The organism is Brevibacterium sp. S111 (assembly GCF_004745075.1).
Classification (GTDB): Bacteria; Actinomycetota; Actinomycetes; order Actinomycetales; family Brevibacteriaceae; genus Brevibacterium.
On the sequence record NZ_RHFH01000007.1, the window covers coordinates 228977 to 255428 of the forward strand.

At 65.6% G+C, this 26452-nt stretch carries 20 protein-coding genes and 1 pseudogene; 19 read left to right on the forward strand and 2 right to left on the reverse strand.

Translation table 11 applies throughout. From position 1 onward, the window contains the following. Positions 1-134: 134 nt before the first annotated feature. The 19 genes from gabT to EB836_RS10325 all read left to right on the forward strand — a co-directional run bounded on the left by gabT (position 135) and on the right by EB836_RS10325 (position 24371). Positions 135-1499, forward strand: a complete 1365-nt coding sequence (gene gabT / locus EB836_RS10235) for a 4-aminobutyrate--2-oxoglutarate transaminase (protein WP_135540044.1) — start codon at positions 135-137, stop codon at positions 1497-1499. A 111-nt stretch (positions 1500-1610) separates the two neighbouring features. Further along, positions 1611-3110 (forward strand): histidine kinase, encoded by a 1500-nt coding sequence (locus EB836_RS10240; RefSeq protein ID WP_135540046.1) that lies wholly within the window; start codon positions 1611-1613, stop codon positions 3108-3110. After that, a complete protein-coding gene (locus EB836_RS10245) occupies positions 3107-3808 on the forward strand; it encodes a response regulator transcription factor (protein WP_135540048.1) in 702 nt (233 codons plus the stop codon). Before EB836_RS10240 ends, EB836_RS10245 begins: the two co-directional genes overlap by 4 nt. A gap of 87 nt (positions 3809-3895) precedes the next feature. Next, complete coding sequence (locus EB836_RS10250) at positions 3896-5755, forward strand: helix-turn-helix domain-containing protein (RefSeq protein WP_135540050.1); 1860 nt, start codon at positions 3896-3898, stop codon at positions 5753-5755. Positions 5756-5926: 171 nt separating this feature from the next. After that, on the forward strand, positions 5927-7432 hold the full coding sequence (locus EB836_RS10255; protein ID WP_135540052.1) for a diaminopimelate decarboxylase: 1506 nt from the start codon (positions 5927-5929) through the stop codon (positions 7430-7432). A gap of 119 nt (positions 7433-7551) precedes the next feature. Next, on the forward strand, positions 7552-8532 hold the full coding sequence (locus EB836_RS10260; protein WP_135540054.1) for a TAXI family TRAP transporter solute-binding subunit: 981 nt from the start codon (positions 7552-7554) through the stop codon (positions 8530-8532). Further along, on the forward strand, positions 8529-10610 hold the full coding sequence (locus EB836_RS10265; RefSeq protein ID WP_135540056.1) for a TRAP transporter permease: 2082 nt from the start codon (positions 8529-8531) through the stop codon (positions 10608-10610). Before EB836_RS10260 ends, EB836_RS10265 begins: the two co-directional genes overlap by 4 nt. A 201-nt stretch (positions 10611-10811) precedes the next feature. Then, positions 10812-12653 carry an ABC transporter substrate-binding protein gene (locus EB836_RS10270; protein ID WP_135540099.1) on the forward strand — a complete coding sequence of 614 codons (1842 nt, stop codon included), beginning with the start codon at positions 10812-10814 and terminating at the stop codon, positions 12651-12653. 127 nt (positions 12654-12780) lie between these two features. Beyond that, a complete protein-coding gene (locus EB836_RS10275) occupies positions 12781-13914 on the forward strand; it encodes an ABC transporter permease (RefSeq protein WP_240689819.1) in 1134 nt (377 codons plus the stop codon). Further along, positions 13914-14897, forward strand: a complete 984-nt coding sequence (locus tag EB836_RS10280) for an ABC transporter permease (RefSeq protein WP_135540058.1) — start codon at positions 13914-13916, stop codon at positions 14895-14897. Before EB836_RS10275 ends, EB836_RS10280 begins: the two co-directional genes overlap by 1 nt. Then, a complete protein-coding gene (locus tag EB836_RS10285) occupies positions 14897-16552 on the forward strand; it encodes an ABC transporter ATP-binding protein (protein WP_135540060.1) in 1656 nt (551 codons plus the stop codon). The genes EB836_RS10280 and EB836_RS10285 overlap by 1 nt, the downstream gene beginning before the upstream one ends. Next, positions 16545-17696, forward strand: a complete 1152-nt coding sequence (locus EB836_RS10290) for an LD-carboxypeptidase (RefSeq protein ID WP_135540062.1) — start codon at positions 16545-16547, stop codon at positions 17694-17696. The genes EB836_RS10285 and EB836_RS10290 overlap by 8 nt, the downstream gene beginning before the upstream one ends. Beyond that, on the forward strand, positions 17693-18493 hold the full coding sequence (locus EB836_RS10295; RefSeq protein ID WP_135540064.1) for a serine hydrolase: 801 nt from the start codon (positions 17693-17695) through the stop codon (positions 18491-18493). Before EB836_RS10290 ends, EB836_RS10295 begins: the two co-directional genes overlap by 4 nt. 142 nt (positions 18494-18635) lie before the next feature. Continuing rightward, positions 18636-18947, forward strand: a complete 312-nt coding sequence (locus EB836_RS10300; RefSeq protein ID WP_135540066.1) for a DUF3870 domain-containing protein — start codon at positions 18636-18638, stop codon at positions 18945-18947. Between the two features lie 132 nt (positions 18948-19079). Next, positions 19080-20237: a DUF819 family protein gene (locus EB836_RS10305; RefSeq protein ID WP_135540102.1), complete on the forward strand. Its 1158-nt coding sequence runs from the start codon at positions 19080-19082 to the stop codon at positions 20235-20237. A gap of 67 nt (positions 20238-20304) precedes the next feature. Next, positions 20305-21510, forward strand: a complete 1206-nt coding sequence (locus tag EB836_RS10310; RefSeq protein ID WP_135540068.1) for a dipeptidase — start codon at positions 20305-20307, stop codon at positions 21508-21510. Beyond that, complete coding sequence (locus tag EB836_RS10315; protein WP_135540070.1) at positions 21507-22208, forward strand: type 1 glutamine amidotransferase; 702 nt, start codon at positions 21507-21509, stop codon at positions 22206-22208. The genes EB836_RS10310 and EB836_RS10315 overlap by 4 nt, the downstream gene beginning before the upstream one ends. 78 nt (positions 22209-22286) lie before the next feature. Then, complete coding sequence (locus EB836_RS10320; RefSeq protein ID WP_240689821.1) at positions 22287-23717, forward strand: APC family permease; 1431 nt, start codon at positions 22287-22289, stop codon at positions 23715-23717. A gap of 258 nt (positions 23718-23975) precedes the next feature. Further along, entirely contained in the window at positions 23976-24371 is a 396-nt protein-coding gene (locus tag EB836_RS10325; protein ID WP_135540072.1) for a universal stress protein, read from the forward strand. 214 nt (positions 24372-24585) lie between these two features. Here the strand turns inward: EB836_RS10325 and EB836_RS18475 are convergent, their stop codons facing one another. Together EB836_RS18475 and EB836_RS10335 are read right to left on the reverse strand one after the other, a co-directional pair. After that, positions 24586-25770, reverse strand: coding sequence for an NAD(P)/FAD-dependent oxidoreductase (locus EB836_RS18475; RefSeq protein ID WP_240689823.1), 1185 nt, complete (start codon positions 25768-25770; stop codon positions 24586-24588). A gap of 255 nt (positions 25771-26025) precedes the next feature. Continuing rightward, positions 26026-26325, reverse strand: a pseudogene (locus EB836_RS10335) (IS3 family transposase); the annotation flags it as partial. Positions 26326-26452 lie beyond the last annotated feature (127 nt).

Consider the following 26452-nt stretch of genomic DNA (forward strand, 5'->3'; position numbering starts at 1 on the left):
CCGTCTCAGCGGCGCAACGGATTCCGTACCGAAAACGCTCCGATCGTGATCGTTCGATGCCCTGGGCGTGACGTACTGCTCAGCCTGCGGACGGTAAGTGACAAAAACCGTTGCGAACCCCTATTGTTCCCCTTATGACAGCTTTCGAGATTGGCGGCGAAGCTCTGCCGCAGGAACGTAAAATCGTCACCGAGATTCCGGGACCGAAGTCCCGTGAACTCGAGACGCGTCGCAAGTCTGCCGTGGCGACCGGTGTCGGTTCGAGCCTGCCCGCCTATGTGGTTGCGGCCGGCGGCGGCATCCTCAAGGACGCCGACGGCAACCAGCTCATCGACCTCGGTTCGGGAATCGCGGTGACCACCGCCGGCAACGCGAACCCGCGCGTGGTCGAGAACGCGAAGGCTCAGCTCGAGGCCTTCACCCACACCTGCTTCATGGTCAATCCGTATGAGAGCTACGTCGAGGTGGCAGAAGCGCTCAATCGGCTGACCCCGGGAGACCACGAGAAGCGCACCGTGCTGCTCAACTCCGGTGCCGAAGCGGTCGAGAACGCCGTGAAGATCGCGCGTGCCCACACCGGCCGCGACGCCGTCGTCGTCTTCGACCACGCCTACCACGGCCGCACCAACCTGACCATGGCGATGACCGCGAAGGCCGCGCCCTACAAGGCCGGCTTCGGCCCCTTCGCCGGTGAGGTCTACCGTGCGCCGATGTCCTACCCGTTCCGCGACAACGATGCGGCCGGCACCAAACTCAGCGGTGAGGATGCCGCCAAGCGCGTCATCTCGATGATCGAGAAGCAGGTCGGCTCCGAGTACGTCGCCGCGATCGTCATCGAGCCGATCCAGGGCGAGGGCGGCTTCATCGTCCCGGCCGAGGGCTTCCTGCCCACGCTCGTCGACTACGCCCGCGAGAAGGGCATCGTCTTCGTCGCCGATGAGGTGCAGGCCGGATTCGCCCGCACCGGAAAGATGTTCGCCTCCGAATGGGAGGGCATCGTCCCCGACCTCGTCGCCACCGCCAAGGGCATCGCCGGCGGCCTGCCGCTGTCGGCCGTGACCGGTCGCGCCGACATCATGGACTCGGTCGGACCGGGCCGCCTCGGCGGCACCTACGGCGGCAACCCCATCGCCTGTGCTGCCGCACTCGGCGCGATCGCCGCGTACGAGGAGGACGGACTGGCCGATCGGGCCGGACACATCGGTGAGATCATCGTCGACCGTCTCACGAAGCTGCAGTCGAAGTACCCCGAGGTCGGCGACGTCCGCGGCCGCGGCGCCATGATCGCCGCCGAGTTCGTCGAGCACGATTCGATCGAACCGAACGCGGACCTGGTCAAGAAGATCGCGGACTACTGCGCGAAGAACGGTGTCCTCGTGCTCACCACGGGAACCTTCGGCAATATCCTGCGCTTCCTGCCGCCGCTGACGATCTCGGACGAGCTGCTCCACGACGCCTTCGACGTCATCGAGGCAGCCCTCGCCGAACTCCTCCCCTAACAATTACTACCTGACGGCGGCCCAGCAACCTCGCGCGAGGTAGCTGGGCCGCCGTCAGGTGTTTTGGAGGAGGCGTTTCTGGTTCGCCGGAACTGTAGCAGAATAGAACACATGACTTCAGCGATCGACGACTCCGCCATGAGCGTGCCTGCCCGGGTCTGGCGGTTCCTCAGGGGACCGCGCTTCATCGACCTGCCGATCCGTCTGCTTGCGCTCATCATGAGCCTGACCATCCTCGTGCCCGGGGCGTTCGAAATCGTCGAACCGCGCTATGCGACGTTCCTCGTCGTGGCCTATGCGCTCATCCTCCTCGCCGCTTTCGTGCCGCTGACGACCGTCATCGCCTCCACTGGCCTCGGCATCCTCTTCTCGCCGCTCTATCCGGACCTGGAGAACATGTTCCCCGAGGCGCTGCTGCTGGCCACGGCGGTCCTCATCAGTCGTCGTCGCTGGATCGGCTTCTCCGTCGGCACAGCGGGGCTGGGCGGCTACCTCGGGCTCTCGACCTGGGTCGGATCCTACGACGCGGGCTTCGAGGGGTTCACCGACCTCGGCTACGGATGGCTGACCTACTCACTCCTCGGACTGTGCGCGAGCTTCGTCGAAGCACGGATCAGCCGTGAGATCGACCGCCGCGAGCGGGCCGCCGTCGACCATCAGCGCAGCCTCGACGCGATGCGGGCCCGGTTCACCAGCGACATGCACGACACGATCTCGCACTCCCTGACCACCGAGTCCGCGATCATCCGCACGCTCGCGAAGGAGACCGACCCGGCTCATGCCGACCGGCTCCTCGCCGAACTCGCCCTCGTCAACGCCGAAGCGACCAAACGCCTGCGCCAGCTCGTGAGGAGCCTGAGCACATGGGAGGCTGAGACCAGCTCCGCGGGCACCCGCGACGCCCGCATCCGGTTCCGCGCCGAGGCGGAGCAGCTGACGAGTGCGATCGAGGACGGCTGCGCTGCCGGATCCGTGCCGCTGAACGTGCAGCTCGCGTGGTTGCCGAGCTATTCCTCGAGCACGCTCGCCCGTCATTTCCGCGCGATCCTGCTTGAGCTCGCCACGAATGTCATCCGCTACTCCACCCCGGACACGCCCGCGAGCCTGACCGTCGAAATCCGCGGTGAGAGCGGCGACCGGGCCGAGCTCGTATGCCGCAGCACGAACGATTCGCCGACTGAGCTGACCGTGGTGCCGCGATCGCTGTCGAGCCGCGCGACCGCCGTGGGCGGAACCTGTGAAGTGGGCTCCGACGAGGCGAAGCGCACCATCGTCGAGGTGGCCCTGCCCGTCCGCTTCATGTCACCGACCGCAACGGCCGACACCGCCGACAGGGCCGACACCACCGAAAAGGCCGAGACCAGCGAAAAGGCCGAGACCAGCGAGATGATCGACGTCATCGACCCTCGATCTGACGCGACCGGTGACACCCGCTCCGACGCGACCGGTGACACCCGACTCGGCGCGACCGCCGAGACCCGATCCGCCACAACCGGCGGAACCGACCGCGAGACCGGCCGCAGGCCCGCAACGGCCACCGGTCCCACCACATCCGGCACCGTCCCCGCACGGACCGAGTCGAGGGACGACCACGACAAGGTCGACGTTTGACCCCTCCCGTCCCGCACCCGCCCACCGCTGCCGACGTCGAAGCCGCAGCCGCCCCCTCCGTCCTCGTCGTCGACGACGATTCCTGGACGACGCGCGCGATCACTGCGGCGCTGCGTGACGCTGGCGAATTCCGCGTCCTCGACCCGGTCCACACCGGTGAGGACGCCGTCGATGTCTTCGTCGCGAGTCGCCCCGATCTTGTGCTCATGGACGTCAACATGCCGCCGGGCATGACCGGGGTCGACGCGACGGCGGCGATCATCGATCACGATCCGCGGGCCCATGTGGTGCTGCTGACCACGGTGGCGCCGGGTCCGGGGATCGCCCGCGGCCTCGAGGCCGGTGCCCTGGCCGTGCTCAACAAGACCGCGGGTGAGAGCGAACTCGTCGCGGTCGTGCGTGCCGCCTCGGCGGGGGAGTCGCCCGAACTGCTCAAGGGCCTGGCCGAGGACATCGCCATCAGCGGCGATTATCTGCCCGAGGCTCCGGTATCGGCCCCGCAGCTGACGGAGCGCGAGCTGGAGCTGCTCATCCTGCTCTGCCAGGGCTTCGGGTACGACGAGATCGCCGAGGCACTGGGCCTGAGCATGCACACGATGAAAACGCACTCCCGGAACCTGCGCATCAAACTGGAGGCGAAGAACCTCGCCCAACTCGTCGTCCGGGCCCTCCAGTTCAAGTTCTATTCCCCGGAATAGACCTCCCGCGCCGAGGCGGCCGCCCCCTGTTCCGCGGCAACCGACTCGACCGCGCGGGCCCCACCGGCGGTTGACTACAGTGGGGATATGACCGACACCGCGAGCCCGCGCCTGTCCCGCCTCATCCGGGACACCGAGGGCCTCCTCCTGCCGCTCACCGAGGTGGCCGACGATGTCGTCATCACCCGGATCGAGTTCGGCTTCGACCTGCCGACGACGAATGAGTCCCGCGCCGAGGAGGCCGATCGCAGCCGCAGCACCGTGGTCTCCTACCGTGGCTCGTATCGGGCCGACCGCGCGCGGTCGGGCACCGTCGTCCTCGTCACCGAGGAGGTGCACAGTCGCGCGGGACTGGGCACGGTGTTGGCCGACTATGCGGGAGCAGCGGCACTGGTCCTTCCACCCGGATCGCACACCCACCTCGGCGAGGGTGCGCACACCGCCGACGATGCTCCAGCAAGCGGGGGCGAGGCTCCGGTGCTCCTCGAACGGTCGCCGCACGTGACCTGGTCGGAGGTGCTTGTCCACCTGCGGCAGCTCACGGAAGGTGCGACGAGCGCTCTGGCCTGGCCCGATGCCGACGATCTCAGTTCCCTGGCCGCGGTCATCGCGGATTCCACGGGGGCATCGATCACGATCGAGGACCCGGCCTCGCGTGTGCTTGCCCATGCCAACCTCGGCGATGACATCGATGAGATTCGGCGCGAGACGATTCTGTCCGGGGCCATCCCCGGCTGGCGGATCGCCGAGCTCGAGGAGTCCGGCTTCCTCGACACGGTCCGGCGATCGACCGATGTCGTCGAGCGTCCCGCCGCGGGCGCATCGCCGGCTCGGTCCGTCATCGCCCTGCGCAGCGAGGGCGAACTCATCGGCACGATCTGGGCGGCCTACCCGGCCGAGCTCGACCCGGCTCCGCTGCGGGAGGTGCTGCGCGATGCCGCTCGTGCCGCCCTGCCGGTGATGCTGCGGACGCTGCGGCGCTCACCGTTCGAGAAGCGCATCCGGCGGGAGGCGCTCGCCGCGATCCTCGCCGGGTCCGCCGAACTCGGCCCCTCGGCGACCCTGCTCGCCCTCCCGTTCGCCGGGCACTACTGTGTCCTTGCCTTCGCCGAGGTGGCCCCCGAACGAGAGCCCGTCCTGCGGTTCCATCTGCGGGCCGCTTTCGCCGATGCCGTGCTCTCGCAGGTCGAGTCGGGGACGGGGGAGCATCTTGCGGCTCTCGTGCAGATGAGCGCACCAGCGGATGCCGCGCAGATTCGGAACCGTGTGCTGTCGACGCTGCGGCGTTCGCTGCCGGGTGCTGAGGGGCTGAGCTTCGGCGTCGGTGCTCCGGTCGACCGCCTCGATCGGGTTCATCGTTCCTGGTCGGAAGCCGCATACGTCGTCGATGCCCTGAACAGCGGACAGCACGCGGCCGGCAGTGGTGCTCACGACGGTCGAGCTGACGGCGGTGGTGCTGACGACGGTCGAGCTGACGGAGGGCGAGCTGACGGCGACGCGGACAGGGGCGGTCAGGGCCCTGCGAAGGCGAGACGGGGAGAGGGAAGCGCCGAGGCGGCCCAGGCGATCATCGGAGCGACCGTTGAAGACGTTGCCGCCGAGGTCATCGGACTGCGCGTCGCCGATGCCCTGCTCGCTGCCGAGGGCGATGCTGCAGGTGCCGATGTTGGAGCCGCCGGGGCAGACGTCGGAAGCGTGGTGTGGCCGGCTCGGGCACTGGCCGCGCACGATGCGGCCCACAACGGCAGCCTGCTCGAAACTCTGCGAGTCTATTTCGCCACGGTCGGCAATTCCGCCGAGGCGTCCCGCAGGCTGCACGTGCATACGAATTCGCTGCGGCACCGGCTCGGTCGGATCGAGGAGATCACCGGCTTATCGACGGCAGAACCCGCCGAGCGGCTGTGGCTCGAACTCGCGGTGCTCGCTCACGACCGGGCCGGTGGCTGAGGCCCGGTGTCTGAAGTCGGACGGTTGTCGACCCGGCGGCCGAACGTCGCCGGCCGTCGTTCCGTCATGGTGTGAAACCTACAATCGACCTTGGTGAAGTTTGGTGCGGATTTGTCGGTTCCACGAGGTCAGCCGTCCTAAAGTGACATCAGATCACGAACAAAGGATGTCATGCCCCGCAGCCAGCAGCCCATCGCGGACAGTCGCGCACACGCGATCAGAGCGATCGCCGAGAACAGCACCCCTCCCGCCGCCTCCGGAGCCGACCACGTCGGTCTCGGAGCGGCCGGCCTCGGAACGGCCGGTCTCGGAGTCACCGGCGCGCGATCCGCTGGCACCTCCGGCCTCGGGGCCGCGGTTCGCGATGACGTTCCCGCGCTGTCGGATCAGTCGCCTGTTCTCGGACTCGTCGACCTCGACGCAGTGGACGCCGCTTTCGAACATCTGACTTCTGCTTTTGCATCCGATCGTGAGGTCCTCCACGCGGTGGCCTGCAAGGCTGCGCCGCTGCCGTCACTGCTGCGTCGCTACGCGCAGGCCGGTGCGGGCTGCGAAGTCGCAAGCCCCGGAGAGCTCGAACTCGCCCTCGCCGCCGGTTTCGCACCCGATCGGATCGTCTTCGACTCTCCGGCCAAGACCTGGATGGAGCTGCGTCGCGCGGTCGAGCTCGGGGTCTCGATCAATGTCGACAATTTCGATGAACTCGCCCGCCTCGATACCCTCCTGGGCGAACACGGCCGCGGCTCCGCCTCGGCGAGGATCGGGTTCCGCATCAATCCGCAATCGGGGACAGGCGCGATCGGTGCTCTGAGCACAGCGACCGAGACCTCGAAATTCGGCGTCGGACTCGCCGACCCGGGAATCCGTGAGGCGCTCATCGCGGCTCATCTCGGCCGTCCCTGGCTCAATCAGATCCACGTTCATTCCGGCTCTCAGGGCATCAGCCTCGACAAGGCCGCCGCCGGCATCCGCGCCGCCGTCGACCTCGCCCTGGAGATCAATGCGCGCGCCGCAACCCGCCAGATCACGCGCATCGACATCGGCGGCGGACTGTCGGTGAACTTCGACGGCGAGGGCGTCACCCCGACCTTCGCTGATTACCGCTCCGCACTCGATGAGGAAGTGCCGGAGCTGTTCGACTTCGACGTCGTCACCGAATTCGGCCGCGCGCTGCTGGCGAAGGCCGGCACCATCCTCACCCGCGTCGAATACGCGAAGACCACTGGCGGGCGACACATCGCCATGACCCACGCCGGTGTCCAGGTCGCCACGCGCACCGCCTACGCCCCCGCGGACTGGCCGCTGCGGATCCTGCCGTTCACCGCCTCCGGTGAGCCCAAGATCGCCGAGACGGTCCCCACCGACGTCGCCGGCCCCGCCTGCTTCTCCGGTGACCTCCTCGCCCGTGATCGGCTGCTGCCGCGCCTCGACGTCGGCGACCTCGTGGCCGTGCCCGAGACCGGTGCCTACTACTTCTCGAACCCGTTCTCCTACAACCTGCTCCCGCGGGTGCCCGTGTACGGATATCGCGCTGTGGTCGGCATCGAAGCAGAGGGAGAAGGCACGCTCCAGTTCTTCCTCATCCGGCAGGGCCAGACGATCGACGACGTCCTAGCCGAGGCGGGCGAGGCGGAGCTGCGGAATCTGGGCCGGAAGGTCGAAGGGAGCGGCGTCTAACGATTCAGCAAACATTCAGGTCAAGTGGCCAAAAGCTCCCTGTGTCCGCATAATCTCTAGGGAGTTCACTGAGTATCCAGCAGAGCAGCTGGTGACGACGACGTACCAGGAAGGACGACATGACATTCCGACGCGCGACCATCGCGGCCATCGCCGCCTTGGCTCTCAGCCTGACAGCCTGCGGATCCGGAGGCAGCGGGGGCGGGGGCGAAACCACGGACGACCTCACCCTCGGCACCGGCGGCACTTCGGGCACTTACTATCCGCTCGGCGGTGAACTCGCCTCGATCTTCGAGGACGACGTCGACGGGGTCACCGTCAACTACGTCGAATCAGGAGCATCGGCCGAGAACCTCGGAAAGATCTACCAGGGCGAATGGCAGATGGGCTTCACCCAGAGCGATACTGCGAACGATGCGGTCAACGGTGAGCTCGAGGACCTGGACGGCACGAAGCTCGACAACATCGGCTGGCTGGCCTCCCTCTACCCGGAGGCCGCGCATATCATCGTCCGCGATGATTCGAACATCAAGTCCGTCGATGACCTCAAGGGCAAGAAGATCGCCGTCGGTGACGCCGGATCGGGCACGCGGGCGATCTCCGATGCGATCCTCGAAGCCGCGGACATCGGCGAGTCCGAATACACCCCCGAGGTCACGGACTTCGGGGCATCGACCGATATGCTCGGCGACAAGCAGATCGACGCGACGATCTTCGTCGTGGGCACGCCGGTCGCCGGTCTGACCCAGCTGGCCGCCTCGACCGACGTCAGGCTGCTCGAGCTCGATGATGACGTCGTCTCGGCGATCGAGGAGTCGACGGGCGCGGAGTCCTATGACATCCCTGCCGAGGCCTACGACTTCCTCGACGATGACGTGCCGACGGTCTCCGTGTTCGCCGCTCTGGTGGCGTCGACCGAACAAGTCAGCGAAGACACGGCCTACGGGCTGACCAAGGCTGTGTTCGAGAACGCCGACGGCATCACCCTCGACGTCGGCAAGCTCATCGAGAAGGACACCGCGATGCAGGGAATCGGAGACGTCCCGCTGCATCCCGGAGCCAAGAAGTATTTCGAAGAAGAGGGCGTCGACCTGCCGTGAGTGACGAGACGACAGCACCCCGGCCGGGGGACTCCTCGGCCGGGACGGCTGCCGCGCCGACGGTGGCGGCCGATCAGGCGAGAGAGAAGGCCCTGCGTGACGTCGACTCCTCGAGTCGGTTCCGAACGGACCTCGGCTGGTGGGCGTGGGTGATCGGCGGTGTCTCCGTCGTCTTCACCCTCTACCACCTCTACGCCGCACTCGAACGGCCGTTCAACACGTGGATGCATTCGTCACTCCACCTGGCCGGGGCGACCGCGCTGATCTTCTTCCTCTACCCGGCCGGCAGGAGGCTCCTCGACGCTCCCGCCACCGGCAACCGCGTCGCCGACTTCCTCATCGGCCGCGGCAGCCGTGTCCCCTGGTACGACGTGCTGCTCGGCCTCGCCGGGCTGTTCTGCAATCTCTACGTCTTCTTCGACTACTCGCGTCTGGTGAGCAACTCCGTCCAGATCCTCGGCTATTCGACTCTCGACTTCGTCGTGGCGATCCTCGGCGTGCTGCTCATCCTCGAAGCTACCCGTCGCTGCGTCGGTCTGCCCATCGTCGTCATCGCCGGGGCTGCGCTGTTCTACGGGCTCTTCGGCAACCACAGCCCTGTCTTCAGGCACTCCGGGCTGAGCGTCGAGGACCTCGCGACGAACATGTTCCTGTCCAACGGCTCCGGCATCTTCGGCACCCCGGTGCAGGTTTCGGCCAACTTCATCTTCCTCTTCCTGTTCTTCGCCGTGATGCTCGTGCACACGAACATCGGTCAGTTCTTCAACGACCTCGCCTTCCGGCTCACCGGACGCTACACCGGAGGACCGGCGAAGGCGGCCGTCGTCGCCTCCGGGCTCCAGGGAATGGTCTCCGGATCCTCGGTGGCCAATACCGTCGCCTCGGGATCGTTCACCATCCCGCTGATGAAGAAGGCCGGGTTCAAGCCCCACTTCGCCGCCGCCACCGAGGCCACGGCGTCGACCGGCGGTCAGATCATGCCGCCGATCATGGGCGCTGCCGCGTTCATCATGGCCCAGAATGTGCCCGACCTCGAATACAACGGCCTCATCGTCATCGCCATCATCCCGGCACTGCTCTACTTCCTCGGTGCGTTCCTGTCCATCCACTTCGAAGCGAAGATGAGCGGCATCCTCGGGATGGCGAAATCCGCCCTGCCGGAAGGTCGCGAACTGCTCAAGCGGCTCGACCTGCTGCTGCCGCTGGTGGTCATCGTGCTCACGCTGCTCTCGGGCATGTCTCCGATCCGCGCGGCGCTGTTCGGCATCGGCACAGCCTTCCTCCTCAGTTTCCTGCGGAAGATGACCCGTCTCAGCCCCAGGGCGCTCGTCAACGTCCTCATCGCGGGAGCGCGCACGGCGCTGCCGGTCATCGCCGCCTGTGCCACGGCCGGCATCGTCGCCGGCACGGTGACCGTGACCGGTCTCGGTGGTCAGCTGGGCAAGGGTCTGGTCAACCTGGCCGGCGGCAACTTCTTCATCGTGCTGTTCATGGTCATGATCGCCTGCCTGGTCCTCGGCATGGGTCTTCCGACAACCGCGAACTACGTGGTCACGGCAACGGTCGCCGCGCCGATCCTGTACAACAACTTCGATGTGCCGCTGATCGCCGCGCACATGTTCGTCTTCTTCTTCGGCATCCTCGCCGACATCACCCCGCCCGTCTGCCTCGCTGCCTATGCGGGTGCCGGCATCGCGGCCGCGAACCCGATGAAGGCAGGAATGACTGCAGTGCGCATCGCGATCGCCGGATTCCTCATCCCCTACGTCTTCATCCTCCAGCCGGCGCTGCTGCTGCAGGGAACCTGGCAGGACATGGTCACGGCCCTCGTGACGCTGTGCCTGGGGATGGTCGGCGTGGCCGCGGGAATGGCCGGCTACTTCTTCGGCGTCACCAACGTGGTGGAGAGAGTGCTGCTGGTCGCCGGCGGGATCGCGCTGGTCTACCCGGCCCTGTGGATCTCGCTCATCGGCCTGGCGGTGCTCGTCGGCATCGCGATCGTGCAGAGGCTGCGCAAAGCCGAGACCTCCGAACAGATCGCCCACCGCAGCGTCGACCGATCGACGCAGAAAGCCTGAGAAGCGGAGAGGGCGGTCGCTCCACGACCGCTGTGGTGTTTGCACAGTCGCTGACAAGCATCTTTGTGTGGTGTTGCGCCGAAAACACGTCACTTCGAACGTAGAGTGATAAGGAACACACTCACCCTGAGTCCGACGAACGACCCATTCGTCCCGGTCGGGGAGTGACAAATGAATCACCGCACGAGCAGAAGGACAATGATGTTCACTCACCACACGTCGCGCAGACACGGCACACTGCGCAAAGGCTGGCAACGATGCCTGGCCGGCGCCGCAGCACTGGCACTTGCCGGGTCGTTGGCCACCGCGCCGGCCCAGGCCGCCACCTCCGAGGCTCCGGCCGACGACAACGTCCTGCGGATCGCCACCGACGGCTTCGTCGATTCGTTCAATCCCTTCACCTCCTTCTATCTGGTCCCGACCAACACGTTCCGGTACATGTACGAGAACCTTGTGGCCAACGACGCGAAGGACGGCTCCGTCACAGAAGGACTGGCCACCGAGTGGACCACGGACTCCGATGGCAAGGTCTGGACGTACACGATGCGACCGGACATGAAGTGGTCCGATGATGAACCGCTGACTTCGAAGGACGTCGCCTGGACCTACAACCAGATGATGGAGAAGGACGAGATGGCGGTGGCCAACGGCAGCCTCGTCGAAAACTTCGAGAAGGTCGAAGCCCCCGACGAATCCACCCTTGTCATCACCCTGAAGAAGCCGCAGGCGAACAACCCCGGCCAGGAGATCCCCGTCGTTCCCGAACACGTGTGGTCGAAGATCGACAAACCCAGCGACTTCAAGAACGACGAGCAGTCGGTTGGTTCGGGACCGTTCCAGCTCGAGTCCTATGAAGCGAACAAGTCGATCACGCTCAAGGCCAACCCGAACTTCTGGCGCGGCAAGCCGAAGCTCGACGAGATTCAGTATCGCTACTACACGAATTCCGACGCCCAGGTGCAGGCGATTCGCTCCGGCGAGGTCGACTTCATCACCGGGCTCAGCCCCGATCAGTTCACTGCCCTCGAGGGAGCGAAGAACGTCGAACTCAACGACGGCCACGGCCGCCGTTTCAACGGCATCTCCATCAACCCGGGAGTCGCCGACGCCAAGGGCAAGGAATTCGGCACCGGCAACGAGGCACTCAAGGACAAGAAGGTCCGCCAGGCCATCCGGGCCGGCATCGACACCGAGACCCTGCGCAAACAGGTCATGCAGGACTACGCGCAGCCGGCCACGAGCTTCATCCCCGCCGTCTACCCGACGTGGGCACTGAAGCCCGACAACAAGGTCATCAGCGGCTTCGATGTGAGCAAGGCGAAGAAGCTGCTCGATGACGCCGGGTGGAAGGAAGGTTCGGACGGCATCCGCGAAAAGGACGGAAAGAAGTTGAAGCTGCGGTTCCTCACCGACGCCGACAACCCGATCGAAGAGAACACAGCGAAGTTCATCAAGCCGTGGATGAAGGACATCGGCATCGATCTCGACAACGAATCCACCGATGTCGACACCGTGTCCGAACGCACCACCAAGGGCGATTACGACATGTACTTCTCCGCTTGGTCGATCAACCCCGATCCCGACTACCAGCTGAGCATCAACACCTGCGGTCAGCGCCCCGACGCCGACGGCAACGGCGGCACGAGCCAGGACGGTTGGTGCAACAAGGAATTCGACAAGCTGTATCAGGCTCAGCACGTCGAACTCGACAAGGCCAAGCGGGCTGAGCTCGTCCAGAAGGCCCTGGCCATCCACTACGAGGAAGCCCCCTCGGTGACGCTGTGGTACCCGAACCAGCTCGAAGCCTCCCGCTCGGACCGGTTCGACAACTTCACGAAGCAGCCCACGGACGGCGGCGGCATCGCCAACCAGGTCGGCTACTGGGGCTACGCCTCGGTCGAACCGGTCAGTGAAGAAGACGCTGCAGGCGGCGGTGGGCTCGGCGCCGGCGGTTGGATCGGCATCGCGGCAGCCGTGATCGTCGTCCTCGGTGGAGGCGGCTGGCTGCTCAGCCGTCGCAAGAAGTCCGACGACCGCGAATAGTCCCCACCCCTGAGGTCCGGGTGCCGCATGCGATGCGGCACCCGGAGCCTCGGACGGCACGGCAGACCCGACCGACAGACCAGCCTGAACGGGGCCGGACGCGGCCCCCACGATCTGGAGCACCACAGTGAGCACACCCACCCACGACGATCCCCAGCCCGGGGAATCCCGACCCGAGGACCCCCGACCCGGTGACCCCGCGGCCCCGGACGCATCTCCGGAGAACTCGACGGCCGCCTCGGCGCCGGGATCCGTCGGCACCGCCGACATGGACGAACCACCTGCGGGCGGATCATTCGCCCGTTACCTGCTGGGCAAGATCGGCGGGGCCGCGACATCGATGGTGCTCGTCATCCTCCTCGGCTTCTTCGCCTTCCGCATGCTGCCCGGCGACCCGGTGCTCAAGATCGCCAAGGAACGGCCGATGAGTCCGGCGCAGATCGCCGAACTGTACCGCCAATACGGTCTCGACAAACCCGTCATCGTCCAGTTCTGGGACTATCTCGTCGGCATCGTCACCGGTGACCTCGGCGAGTCCTACGTCTACCGCAAATCCGTGTCCTCGCTCATCGGCGACTACCTCGGACCGACGCTGCTGCTGACCGCCACCGCAGCGGTCATCGCGATCGCTCTGGGCCTGTGGCTCGGACAGCTCTCGGCCTGGCGGCGCAATTCGCTCTTCGACAAACTCGCCTCCTCGACCTCGCTGGTGTTCTGGTCGGTGCCGACGTTCTGGCTCGGCCTCATCCTGCTCATGATCTTCGGAGGCACCCTGCAGTGGCTGCCCACCGGCGGCATGATCACCCCCGGCCTCGACCCGTGGTCGCCCGCCGGCATCATCGACGTCATCAAACACCTCATCCTGCCCGTCATCTCGCTGGTCGCGGTCGTCTACGCGCAGTTCCTCATGGTCATGCGCGCGTCCCTCCTCGAGGAGATGAACGAGGACTACCTCACCACCGCTCGAGCCAAGGGCCTGAACGAGGACGAAGTCCGCCGCAGACATGCCGTGCCCAACGCGCTGCTGCCGACCGTCACCGTCGTCTTCCTCCACATCGGCGGACTCATCGCCGGCGCCGTCACCGTCGAAGCGGTGTTCTCCTGGCCGGGCCTCGGCAAACTCACCTTCGAAGCGATCCGCGGCCCAGACCTGCCGCTTCTGCAGGGCACATTCGTCGTGTTCTCGGCGATCATCATCCTGATGAACCTCGCCGCCGACATCGTCTACCGATTCCTCGATCCCCGCGTCAGGAGGGCCTGATGAGCGCGAACACCCCCGCCGAGGCGGCTCCCGGCCCCTCATCGAACGAACCGAATCCGCGTGGATCGGAAACACGGGGATCAACGCCCGCCATCGACGGGGCCAAACTCATCCGCGAACGTCGGCTCAACAATGCGAAGAAGAACTGGGCGCTGTTCCGCGCGGACGTGCCCGCGCTCATCGGCGCGGTCGTCCTCCTGTTCTTCATCGTCATCGCGGTCGCCGCCCCGATCATCGCTCCCGAATCGATGCTCGACGTCACGAAGCAGCTCGATGCCCCTCGCTACGCCCCACCGAGCCTCGACCACCCCTTGGGCACCGATGGTCTGGGCCGAGAGCTGTGGGTGCGCATCCTCTGGGGTGCCCGCGTATCCATCCTCGTCGGTGTCGCGGCGACCGTCATGTCGATGGTCATCGGCACCATCATGGGCCTGGCCGCAGGCCACTTCACCGGACTGTTCGGCGGCGTCATCATGCGCATCGTCGACTTCTTCATCGTCCTTCCGTCCCTGCTGCTGGCGATCGTGCTCTCCTCCGTCCTCGAACGCGGAGTCCTCACCATCGTCATCGCCATCGGACTGACCTCCTGGGCCTCGACCGCACGGATCGTGCGCTCGCAGACCCTGAGCGTCGAATCTCGGCTCTACATCGAACGGGCGCGCATCCTCGGTGCCGGTCATCGGCATATTCTGTTCCGGCACCTGCTGCCGGCAGTGATGCCGCTCGTGCTCGCGAACACGACGCTGACCGTCGGCGGTGCGATCATCGCCGAATCGACGCTGTCGTTCCTCGGCCTCGGCGATACGAGCAAGGAATCATGGGGAACGATTCTGAAGAACTCGATGGATGTCTCGGCCGCGACCTCCGGATACTGGTGGTACGTGCTCACCCCGGGTGTGGCGATCCTCCTCGTCGTGCTTGCGTTCACGATGGTCGGGCGCGCGTTCGAAGCCATCATCAACCCGGCCCTGAGGAGTCGCTGATGACCGATCTCAGCTTCGAGAACGTCTCGATCACCTACCGCTCCTCCACCGACCGCGGCGATGTCATCGCCGTCAGCGACGTCAGCCTCGACCTGCCGGCAGGGGCCACGCTGGGCATCGCCGGCGAATCCGGTTCCGGGAAGTCGACGCTGATCATGTCGGCCCTGCGCCTGCTGCCGAAGTCGGCTCGGCTGGATGGGCGGGTCCTCCTCGGCGGGAAGGACATCAAGGAGCTGAGCTTCGGCGAGATCCGCGCGGTCCGCTGGGCGCAGGCCTCGATCGTTTTCCAAGGTGCCCTGCATTCGCTCAACCCGGTCCGTGAGGTGGGCAAGCAGATCATCGAAGCCCTCGAACACCATGCGAAGGGCACGTGGACGACTCCGGAGAAGCGCCGGGAGCGGATGTTCGGACTCCTCGATGAGGTCGACCTCGAGAGAGCGAAGGCCAGCGCCTACCCGCACGAACTCTCCGGCGGGCAGAAGCAGCGGATCATGATCGCCATGGCGCTCGCGTGCGAACCGGACATCATCATCGCCGACGAACCGACCACTGCCCTCGACGTCATCGTGCAGAAACAGATCCTGTCCGGACTGGCCGACCTCGTGGCCGACCGAGGCATATCGCTGCTGATGATCAGCCACGACCTCGCCGTGCTTTCGGCCGTCTGCGCGAATCTCGCGATCATGCGCCATGGTGAGCTCGTCGAATACGGGCCCAGCGACGAGGTGTGCCTGCAGCCGCAAGTGGAATACACGAAGCAGCTGGCCGGTGCGTTCCCGCAGATCGGGGACCCCGAATCACGGTTGCATCCGCGCACTCTCAAACCCGCCGAGGTGCACCGGGCCGAACCGTTCGCCATGAGCGAGGAGGTGGTGCTCGAGGCGAAGAACCTCAGCGTCTCCTTCGATACCCGCAGAGGACGGGAACGCGCCGTGCGTGGGGTCGACCTCAAGCTGCGCAGGGCCGAGATCCTCGCCGTCGTCGGCCAGTCGGGTTCGGGGAAGACGACCTTGGCACGGTCGCTGCTCGGACTGCAGGAGGTGGAGCCGGGCTCGCAGCTGGCCTTCGCCGGCTCGCCCCTGCCACGGAAGGCGAAGGCGCTGCGAACGTTCCGGAGGAAGGTGCAGATGATCCTTCAAGATCCTTCGGGGTCGCTCAACCCCAAGCGCAGCGTCTACGAGGCCGTGGTCGAAGGACTGCGGGTGCAGGGGATCAGGGACCGTCAGTACGAGAGGGTCATCGGGGCACTCGAAGCCGCCGAGCTCACTCCCGCCGCGGACTACCTCGAATCGATTCCGCAGGAGCTCTCCGGAGGGCAGCGGCAGCGTGTCGTCATCGCCGGCGCCTTGGCTCTGGAACCGCAGCTGCTCATCGCCGATGAGCCGGTGGCGTCGCTGGACGCCTCGGTGCGCGGAGAGATCCTGTCGCTGTTCCTCGCTTTGAAGAAGAACCTCGGGATGAGTGCCCTCATCATCACCCACGACCTCGGGCTGGCCTGGAACATCGCGGACACCGTGGCCGTGATGAAGAAAGGTGAGATTGTGGAATACGGTGAAGTCGACACGGTGCTGTCGAATCCACAGCACGAATACACGCAGGAACTGCTGGCCGCGGTTCCGCGACTGGGAAGTCAGAGTCTGGTGAGGAATGAGTAGAACGGAAATCTCGAGCTCGTATCTTGAGTCGGCGCCGCTGCAGGCCGGGGACACCGTCCGCCTGATCGCGCCCTCGGGCCCGACCGATGAGGAGTCGCTGCTTCGCGCGATCGCGCAGCTCGAATCCTGGGGTCTGCGCGTCGTGCCTGGTGAGAACATCCGTGCCCGTCACCCGCGGGTGACCTATCTGGCCGGCACCGATCGGCAGCGGCGCGACGACCTCGTCGACGCCTGGTGCGATCCGGGCACCGATGCCGTCATCGCACTGCGCGGCGGCTTCGGGGCGATGCGGCTGCTCGACGGCATCGACTTCGACCTCATGCGCAGGCACATGCGGCGGCGTGACGGTCGGCCCAAGCTGCTCACCGGGTCCTCGGACATCACCGCGCTGCACCAGGCGTGGGAGCATCACCTGGGGGTGGCGACGCTGTTCTGCCCGATGGTCGGCAACGATCCGTTCAAGAATTCGGCCGTCGTGCCCGACGAGGTGGCCTCCTGGCTGTTCGACCATTGGGGCGGCCGCGAACTCGGCTTCCCCGCGGAGGACGCAGACACGGAGAATAGGTCACCATCGGACATTTCTGGCGCCGAAAAGTCTCCGAAAGTGACCAATTTTCTGCCGGACACTGTCGCGGGGGATGCGAATCGTCCTCTCAGCCGGGCGCAGACTCTGGTTCCCGGGCGAGCGCGGGGCCGCCTCGGCGGGGGAAATCTCAGTCTCATCGCCGCAGGCATGGGCAGTCCCGAGCTCGCCGATGTCCGCGACCGTCGGCAGAAGTACGGCCCGAGCGTCCTCATGCTCGAAGATGTCGACGAGGAACTGTACCGGCTCGACAACCTGCTGGTGCAGCTGGTCCGCGGCGGATGGTTCGCCTCGGCCGATGCCGTGGTGCTCGGGTCGTGGGAGGACTGCGCGAAGGTGCACGAGGTCGAGGCGCTGGTCATCGACTACCTCGGCGATGCGGGCATTCCGATCGTGTCCGAGCTCGGTTTCGGGCACGACCCGGATGCGCCCAGCGTCCCGCTCGGTGTCGACGTCACCCTCGACGCTCCGGCCGGTGAGGTGCCGCGGCTGTGGGTGGACCGAGCGGACGGGCATGATGCGGCAGCGAACACAACAGCGGAAGGAGCGGCTCAACGATGAGCGAACTGAAATTCGATGGACTGCCCGGAGTGCGCTTCAGTGCTCTGGCCTTCGACGTCGACAGCGGGGAACGGGTGTTCGCTCACAGAGAGAACGACGAACTCGACACCGCCAGCATGGGCAAGGTCTTCCTGCTCCACACGGCACTGCAGATGTCTAAGGACGGCACGCTTGACCTGGAGGAACGCCTGCACCGCAGGCCGTCGGAACGAGTCGACGAATCCGGGATCTGGTACCTCATGGAGCAGGACGACCTGAGCATCTTCGACGTCGCTCTGCTCATCGGCGCGTTCAGCGACAACTTCGCCACGAACGTGCTCATCCGCCGGGTCGGTTTGGCCAATGTCGCGGAGCAGGTGGACAAGCTCGGGTACCGGAATTCGGGTCTGCACGACTTCCTGCGCTGGCCGCGACCTGCCAAGGCCCCGCGGACCCTGTCGACGGGCACGGCCGCGGAGATCAGTGACTTCATGGCCAGGCATGCCAAGGACGAGTTCTGGGACGAATCGACGAACGAGGTCTTCCGCCGCTGGTTGGGGGCCGGTGCGGACACCTCGATGGTCGCCTCGGCGTTCGACCTCGACCCGCTTGCGCACTACAACTACCAGCGCGACGTGTGGGTGTGGAACAAGACAGGCACGAACGGGACGATCAGGGCCGATGCCGGGATCGTCATGACGCGCACCCGCCGTGTCGCCTATGCGGTGTTCGCGAACTGGGAGCCGGGCACCGACCGCGTCGTCGACGTCATGCCGATCATGCGCGAAGCCGGCGACGCCATCCACCGGTTCCTATGACCGTGACTGCCGTCGATGCGACCTCGCCTTGCAACGCACGACCTTCGTCGTCAGCCGCACGACCCTCGACTGCGTCTGGTCGAAGTTCGACTCCCTCTGAACCACCCCCGGCGCGGAGAACCGTGGGGTAGTCTGGTGGGCGATGTCCGAAACGATCTACCTCACTGGCGAAGCGAAGGCTCCGTCGAACAACCCGATCACCAGCCAGTTCGGTCTGTTCTACGTGGCTTTCGAGATCGATCCGGGCACCCACCGCATCCTCGATGTGGACTGCACGGCGACGTTGGCTCTGACTCGAAACTTCATTCGGAGCCTGTTCGTCGATGCCGACATCACGGACCCCGGTCGACTGATAGAGCGCATCCAGCGCCGCTACCACGGCTCCTCGCAGAAGGCCCTGATCACAGCAGTGAACAACGCCGTGAAGAAGTACCGCGAGGTTGCCGCTCAGTAGCGCGTCCGACCACCGCGATTGCCCGGTCCCTCACCGGACCGGATCCGATCGACAACTGCACATTGCTTCATCCCCGGTGCCGCCGACGGTGTCGCTGTCGGGGTGGACGAATTCAATGAGGAAGTGTCGTTTGTGATCACGGACGGTTATCTATTCATCAGCCTGCTTCTGGCGATCTCCGCAGCGCTCGTCGTTGCGGACCGGAGCGGGCGTTTCAGACTCTTCAAGTATGTGCCCGGCTTCGTCATCCTCTATATCGTGGCCGCGCTGCTCAACACCATCGGCGTCTTCGACCACAACGGCGGGGATATCGACGACGTCGGCGATACTCTGCGCACGGCGCTGCTGCCCGCGATGATCCTGCTCATGCTGTTCAAATGCGATATTCGGCAGATCATCAAGCTCGGTCCGAAGCTGCTGCTGACCTTCGCCGTGACCGCGGCGAGCATCATCGCCGGGTTCATCATCAGCTATCTGATCCTGCACTCCAGTCTCGACCCCGAAGCGTGGAAGGCCCTCGGCGCACTCAACGCCTCGTGGACGGGCGGTTCGGCGAACATGGTTGCGGTGCAGGAGGTCCTCCATGCTCCCGAGGATGTGTTCGGTTACGTCCTCATCGTCGACACGGTGCTCTACTCGTTCTGGCTGCTGCTCATCTTCTCCTCCGTCACGGTCTCCGACGCGTTCAACCGGTGGACGGAGGCCGATATGTCGAAGCTCGATTTCACCGACAGGGTCGACGCGGAGGAGGAGAAGCCGATGACTCTGTCGTCGATGTTCGGGCTCATCGGATTTGCGCTCCTGGCCTCGGCACTGGCGATCCGCCTCGGCGAACTGCTTCCAGAGGTCGGTGTGGTCATCAACGCCACTGCGTGGACGATCCTCATCGTCAGCGTCCTCGGCCTCGTCATCGGATCGACTCGGTTCGGCAAGACCTCCGGGTCCAATGAGCTGGCGACGATCCTGCTCTACCTCATCATCGGCATCATCGCCTCCGGCTCGGACTTCACGTCTCTGGCGGAAGCACCGCTGTACCTGGTGGCCGGAATCATCGTCCTGGTCGTCCACATCGCCATCATGCTCGTCTACGCGAAACTCACTCGCACCGAACTCTTCAGCATCGCCGTGGCCAGCACCGCGAACATCGGCGGCATCGCCTCGGCGCCGGTCGTCGCGGGTGCCTTCAACCGGCAGCTCGTCCCGGTCGGTGTGCTGTTCGCGCTGATGGGCACGTTCCTCGGCACGTTCCTGGGTCTGTGGTCGGCACAGCTGCTCTCTGGACTCGGATAATGGCTTCGACGCAGACCTGCACTCAAGCTCCGCACCTCACTCACGCCTCATCGGAAGGATCAGCATCGTGACCGTAACAGATTCCACCAACGCCGCCGCCGGCAGTTCCGCAGGCGCCTCGAGCAGCGCAGTCATCGACGTCTTCGACGGGCACAACGACCTCGCGTGGTTCCTGCGCGAGGAACGCGACTACAGCGTGGAGGGACTCAACGATCCGTCAGTCTCGCCCTTCACGACGATGGACCAGCTGCGTGCCGGCGGCGTCGCTGCGCAGTACTGGTCCGTCTACGTCCATTCCTCGATCACCGGCGCGGACGCGGTCAAGGCCACGTGGGAGCAGATCGACGCCATCCAGCGCGTGGTCAGCGCCTACCCCGAACGTCTCGCTTTCGCCCGCACCGCCGCCGACGTCCGTGCCGCGCGCGCCGCTGGGAAGGTCGCCTCACTCATGGGCGTCGAAGGCGGGCAGCAGATCGACGAGTCGCTGGCAGTGCTGCGCTCCTACGCCCGTGCCGGGGCCCGATACATGACGCTGACATGGTCGACCACGCATTCGTGGGCCGACTCGGCGACCGACGAACCGCAGCACGGGGGCCTGAGCGAATTCGGCCGTGAGGTCGTGGCGGAGATGAACCGGATCGGCATGATCCTCGACCTCTCCCATGTCGCGCCGAGCGTCATGCACCAGTCGCTCGACCAGTCGACCCTGCCGGTGCTCTTCACCCACTCCTGCGCCTACGGGCTCAACCCGCACCCGCGCAACATCCCCGATGACGTCCTCGACCGTGTGCCAGGCAACGGGGGAGTGGCGATGATGACCTTCGTGCCCTCCTTCGTCTCCAACGCCCGACGCGAATGGATCGACGCCGGAGAACAGGGCGCCGCCCCCGAGGTGGGAGTGGCCGAGGTCGCCGACCACTGCGATTACGTCCGCGAGAGGATCGGCATCGATCACATCGGCCTCGGCGGCGACATCTGCGGAGTCGACGAACTGCCCACCGGACTCGGCGACGCAGGCCAGTACCCGAACCTGTTCGCCGAACTCACCTCCCGCGGGTGGTCGCAGACCGACCTGCGCAAGCTCGGCTTCGACAATGCGATGCGCGTCCTCGACGCGCACGAGGACGCGTACACGGCCTTCCTCGGCTCCGCGGACGAGGCACCGTCGGCGACGAACGGAACGGCCGCCTCGGCGAAGGAAGGCGGAAGCGTCGCCGACACCGCCTCTTCGGAGACGAACGGTCCGGCCGCCTCGGCGGGGGTCGAATCATGACTCGGCTGCTCATCATCGTCAATGACGTCGAATCCCAACCTGGGCTGCTGACACAATGGATGATCAGCGAAAACGTCGAATTCGATCTGCGCATCGGCGGGGTCTCGTCCCTGCCGCGGCCGGCCGACCTCGATGCCTACGACGGGCTCATCATGCTCGGCGGCGGGTACATGCCCGATGAGACGGACCGCGCGCCCTGGCTGACCGATGAGGCCGAGCTCGTCCGGCATGCACTGGACACGGATCTGCCGCAGCTGGGGATCTGCCTCGGCGGGCAGCTCATCGCCCACGTCATCGGCGCCGATGTGCGCGCCCGGACAGGAGCCCCGGAAAAGGGCTATACACGCATCAACACCACCACCGAGGCGGCCGCCGACCCCGTGTTCTCGGAGATCCGGGAGCAGACGTCGTTCGTCGAAAGCCATGTCGATCGGATCGTGGCGCTGCCGCAGGAGGCGACGCTTCTGGCCACGAGCGCGGCGTGTGAGTTCCAGGCCTTCCGGTTCGGCCGGGCGTGGGGGACGCAGTTCCATCCGGAGTCGACTCGGGCGAATATCGAACGCTGGGATGCGCAGAAGCTGGCAGATCTGGGCTTCGACAAGGACACACTGCTCGATGAGGCGCGGGAGCTGGGGCCGGAGAGCGAACGCGATGCCAAGGCTCTGTTTTCGGCATTTCTCACTGTGGTCCGTGATTAGGCATACTAGGCGAGGTCCTGGCCAGAGTCAGGGCAGCCAGATCTGCGGCACAGTGGCCGCAGCGGACACGGAGGAATCGTGAGCGATAAAGAACCCACGACCACAATCGACCCCGGTGACGGCCCCCAACCCGAGACTCTCAAACGGGTCATGGGGCCGAAGCTGCTGCTTCTGTTCATCGTCGGTGACATCCTCGGAACCGGTGTCTATGCGCTGACCGGCAAAGTAGCCGGGCAGGTCGGCGGTGCCGGTTGGGCGCCGGTGATCCTCGCCTTCCTCATCGCGCTGATCACCGCGTTCTCCTATATGGAGCTCGTGACGAAGTATCCGCATGCCGCGGGTGCCGCGCTGTACACGCACAAGGCGTTCGGGATCCATTTCGTGACGTTCCTCGTCGCCTTCGCCGTGCTCAGCTCCGGAATCACTTCGGCGTCGACGGCGTCGAATGTCTTCGCCGCGAACCTCGTGGCCGGTTTCGGCTGGGACATCTCGGGCACAGGGGTGATGTGGATTGCCTTGGCCTTCCTCACCCTCATCGCACTGATCAACCTCCGCGGTGTCGGCGAGAGCGTGTGGTTCAACGTGTTCCTCACCCTCGTCGAGCTCTCCGGTCTGCTGCTGGTCATCGTCGTCGGATTCTTCGCTCTCGGTTCGGGGCATGCGGACTTCTCCCGCGTGATGATCTTCGAGACCGCCGGCGACAAGAGCGTCTTCCTTGCAGTGACCGGCGCCACGGCGCTCGCCTTCTTCTCCATGGTCGGCTTCGAGGACTCGGTGAACATGGTCGAGGAGACGAAGGACCCGCGGGTGTTCCCGAAGATCATGCTCTCGGGTCTGACGATCACCGGCATCATCTACGTGCTGGTCTCCATCGTCACCGTCGCGGCCGTGCCGATCGGTGTGCTCACCGAGAGCGAGACTCCGCTGCTCGAAGTCGTCCGCGAAGGCGCCCCGGGGCTGCCGATCGACACGATCTTCCCTTTCATGACGATGTTCGCCGTAGCGAACTCGGCGCTGATCAATATGCTCATGGCCAGCCGTCTGCTCTACGGAATGGCGAAGCAGAATGTGCTGCCGCCCGTATTCGCGAAGGTCATGGCCGGCCGTCGCTCGCCGTGGGTGTCGATCATCTTCACGACGCTCATCGCCTATGCGCTCATCTTCGCGGTCAGCACGATCCTTCCCGAGTCCGTCACCGCGTCGTTGGGCGGTACCACCTCGCTGCTGCTGTTGGCGGTGTTCGCGGTCGTCAACGTCGCCGTGCTCGTCCTGCGCCGGAATCCGGTCGATCACGACCACTTCACAGCGCCGACGATCCTGCCGTGGATCGGCATCATCACCTGCGCGTTCCTCGTCGGTCCGTGGGCCCGCCTCGACGACCTCATCCAATATCAGATCGCCGTGGCGCTCGTCGGCATCGGCGTCGTTCTGTGGGTCGTGACCTGGTTGTGGAACCGTTCGACGACGGGCACGAGCACCCGGTTCCGCAATCCCGAAGAATTGACGTGAATCCACCTCTTCGCCGAGGTGGCCCCACCGTCCCGCATCGTCGAGGCGGCCCCGCCGTCCCGAATCGCCGAGACCACGACGTCGGGTGGGGCCGTGACCTCGGCGGTCGGGAGCGGTGATCGTGCCCTCGACGGTCGCCGTGATCATCGAAGAGCGGGCGCGGTTGCGGACTGTGTCATGGTGACTCGATATCCTGGGATGGTGGGTTACCGACCTGCACGCTCGGATCTGTTCAGCTCAACCCAACGAAGGTGAAAAATGACTGTTCTCGTCGGCTACGTCAACAACCCCGCCGGACATGCCGCCCTCGACGCCGGCATCGCACAGGCGAAGAAGGACGGCAAGGAGCTGGTCGTCGTCAATGCGTCGCGGTCGGTGCAGCACAATGATTCCTACCGCCTCGGCGATGGTGAGCTCGCTTCGGTCAAGGACTACCTGAGCAAGTCGGGCGTGGAATTTCGGGTGCTGACCCTCGGCAGCGAATACGATCCGGCCGAGCAGATCCTCGACACCGCCACCGAGGTGGCCGCCGAGCTGATCGTGCTCGGAACCAGGAAGCGGACCCCGGTCGGGAAGTTCCTCCTCGGATCGACGATTCAGAAGGTCATCCTCGACGCTGCGGTGCCCGTGCTCTGTGTGAAAGCTGCACACTGAGGTCATAGGCAGGGGGCGTTGGGCTCCTGCGACCGATGTGTCGGCCGTGCGGGTGCTTGCGTGCGCCCGAGCGCGGGCCGCACGGCGCGAATGTCTGCTCGTTGCATGCGGCTCCGGCTTCCGCCGTGCACGTTTCCGCGCGTATTTGCATGCGGCTCCGGTTTTCGCCGCGCACGTTTCCGCGCGTCGTTGCTGTTTCCGCCGGGCCGGTGGGTCAGTCGAGCGATTCCATGATGAGGTCGGCGTTGACCTGAGCACCGGTGAGCACGCCGCTGGCGGCACTGGCGACGACCATCGCCGAAATGTCCGCGCCGTTGCCCACAGCCCACACGCCCGGAACATCGGTTTGGCCTCCCATCTGCGTGGGAATAAAGCTGCCCATTCCGCTGGGATGTTCGACGACCTCGCCGCCGAGCTGGGTGAACAGTTCGGCATTCGCCCGCGCATATGCGCCGACGGTGAGCGCGTCGAAGACGATTTCGTTCGCCGCGTCTGTCGCGCCTGCCGCGGCAGCGTCTGCTGTCTCCGCCGCATCGACGGTGCCGGTGGTGGCCGCACCGGCGACGTCGACGGTGCCGACGATGTCGTCGTTGTCTGCGGTGTCGGACCCGGCGAAGGCATCTGCCGGCTCCAGCGAAACGACGGATTCGGCACCGACACGGGCCACCTCGGTGACGGTTGCGTCGACGTACTCGATCCCGAGCGATTCGAGCATCGCTGTCTGCTGCGCATCGGGTGCGGGCGCATCGTGGCGGATGAAGGTCACGCGGTTGCTGAGCTGGGAGAACAGCATCGCCTGATGGTAGGACATGGCGGTCGATCCGATGACGCCGATGCGCTGCCCGCGCACCTCGTAGCCATGGCAGTAGGGGCAGTGGAGGACTGTTTCGCCCCAGCCCTCTGCGAGGCCCGGGACGTCCGGCAGTTCATCGCTCGACCCGGTCGCGATGATGATGCGGCGGGCCGAGATCTGTGCCCCCGCCGAGGTGGTCAGTTCGAAGCGATGGCCCGGGGCCGCCTCGTTGAGGCGATCGGCTTCTCCGGTCGCGGTGTCGGTCGGTTCGAGCCTGCGCACGTCGGCGACGGTCGCGTCGATGAAGGTGACCCCGTATTCCTCCGCTTCGGCGCGGCCCTTTGCGATGAGATCGCGCGGGTTGATGCCCTCATTCCCGAGGACATTGTGAGCATGAGCGCTCGACTCGTTGCGGAGCTGACCTGCGTCGATGACGACGACGGAGCGCAGAGATCGGGCCAACGCGATCGATGCGGCGAGCCCACCTGCGCCTCCGCCGATGACGGCGATGTCGAAGGACTGTGCTGCAGATGCGGACTGAGCGCTCGGGGAGGATGCGGCGGGGGAGTTCGGGACGGGCATGGCGGGGGATGCTGGGTCGGACATGGCGGCGGAAGTTGGGGCGGACATGGCGGGGGAAGTTGGGTCGGACGGGCGGGAATTCTCGGGTGAGGTCGGTGCAGACATGATGCTCCTGAACGGTGGTGGGTGGTCGAAACGCCGAGGCGGTTCGGCCGAGGTTTGGACTGTGTCAAGTTGTTTCGACAGGAGAACACTATTTCCTCAAGCAGCCCGGTCGGCTGCCGATGATTCCGTCTCGGTGCGATCGAAGAACGACTCCATCGCCCGGGCAGGGATCTCATAGCCCAACGCCGAGTGACGCCTCTTCCGGTTGTAGAACACCTCGATATACTCCGCGACCGCCAGCCGTGCCCTTGCGCGAGTAGCGAATCGCTGACGATGGAACATCTCATTCTTCAACGAAGCGAAAAACGCCTCCGCGACCGCGTTGTCCCAACACACCCCAGTCCTGCCCACTGACAAGCGAACCTGCATCAATCGTGCGACTTCCGCATACTCCGCAGAGGTGTACTGGCTGCCTCGATCCGAATGCGCTATTGCGCCCTCGGCAACGTATCCGCCCTGGTAGGCGACCTTAAGCCTTGATCCACCGATCTGCTTGATGTCCGGTGGCCCACTCGAATTTGAGCTTGGGCACGATGAGTGGGCAGGAGGTAGTGTCCCGGTCTCTCACCGGTCTCTTCCACATTGAGCCTCCCAGAGCCTC

What these genes read in the sequence shown, in the direction of transcription:
- EB836_RS10260 (WP_135540054.1), top strand. Translation starts at nt 7,552, where the DNA reads ATGACATTCCGACGCGCGACCATCGCGGCCATCGCCGCCTTGGCTCTC.
- EB836_RS10300 (WP_135540066.1), top strand. Translation starts at nt 18,636, where the DNA reads ATGTCCGAAACGATCTACCTCACTGGCGAAGCGAAGGCTCCGTCGAAC.
- EB836_RS10295 (WP_135540064.1), top strand. Translation starts at nt 17,693, where the DNA reads ATGAGCGAACTGAAATTCGATGGACTGCCCGGAGTGCGCTTCAGTGCT.
- EB836_RS10290 (WP_135540062.1), top strand. Translation starts at nt 16,545, where the DNA reads ATGAGTAGAACGGAAATCTCGAGCTCGTATCTTGAGTCGGCGCCGCTG.
- EB836_RS10280 (WP_135540058.1), top strand. Translation starts at nt 13,914, where the DNA reads ATGAGCGCGAACACCCCCGCCGAGGCGGCTCCCGGCCCCTCATCGAAC.
- EB836_RS10285 (WP_135540060.1), top strand. Translation starts at nt 14,897, where the DNA reads ATGACCGATCTCAGCTTCGAGAACGTCTCGATCACCTACCGCTCCTCC.
- gabT (WP_135540044.1), top strand. Translation starts at nt 135, where the DNA reads ATGACAGCTTTCGAGATTGGCGGCGAAGCTCTGCCGCAGGAACGTAAA.
- EB836_RS18475 (WP_240689823.1), bottom strand. Translation starts at nt 25,770, where the DNA reads ATGTCCGACCCAGCATCCCCCGCCATGCCCGTCCCGAACTCCCCCGCC.
- EB836_RS10255 (WP_135540052.1), top strand. Translation starts at nt 5,927, where the DNA reads ATGCCCCGCAGCCAGCAGCCCATCGCGGACAGTCGCGCACACGCGATC.
- EB836_RS10240 (WP_135540046.1), top strand. Translation starts at nt 1,611, where the DNA reads ATGACTTCAGCGATCGACGACTCCGCCATGAGCGTGCCTGCCCGGGTC.
- EB836_RS10270 (WP_135540099.1), top strand. Translation starts at nt 10,812, where the DNA reads ATGTTCACTCACCACACGTCGCGCAGACACGGCACACTGCGCAAAGGC.
- EB836_RS10315 (WP_135540070.1), top strand. Translation starts at nt 21,507, where the DNA reads ATGACTCGGCTGCTCATCATCGTCAATGACGTCGAATCCCAACCTGGG.
- EB836_RS10250 (WP_135540050.1), top strand. Translation starts at nt 3,896, where the DNA reads ATGACCGACACCGCGAGCCCGCGCCTGTCCCGCCTCATCCGGGACACC.
- EB836_RS10325 (WP_135540072.1), top strand. Translation starts at nt 23,976, where the DNA reads ATGACTGTTCTCGTCGGCTACGTCAACAACCCCGCCGGACATGCCGCC.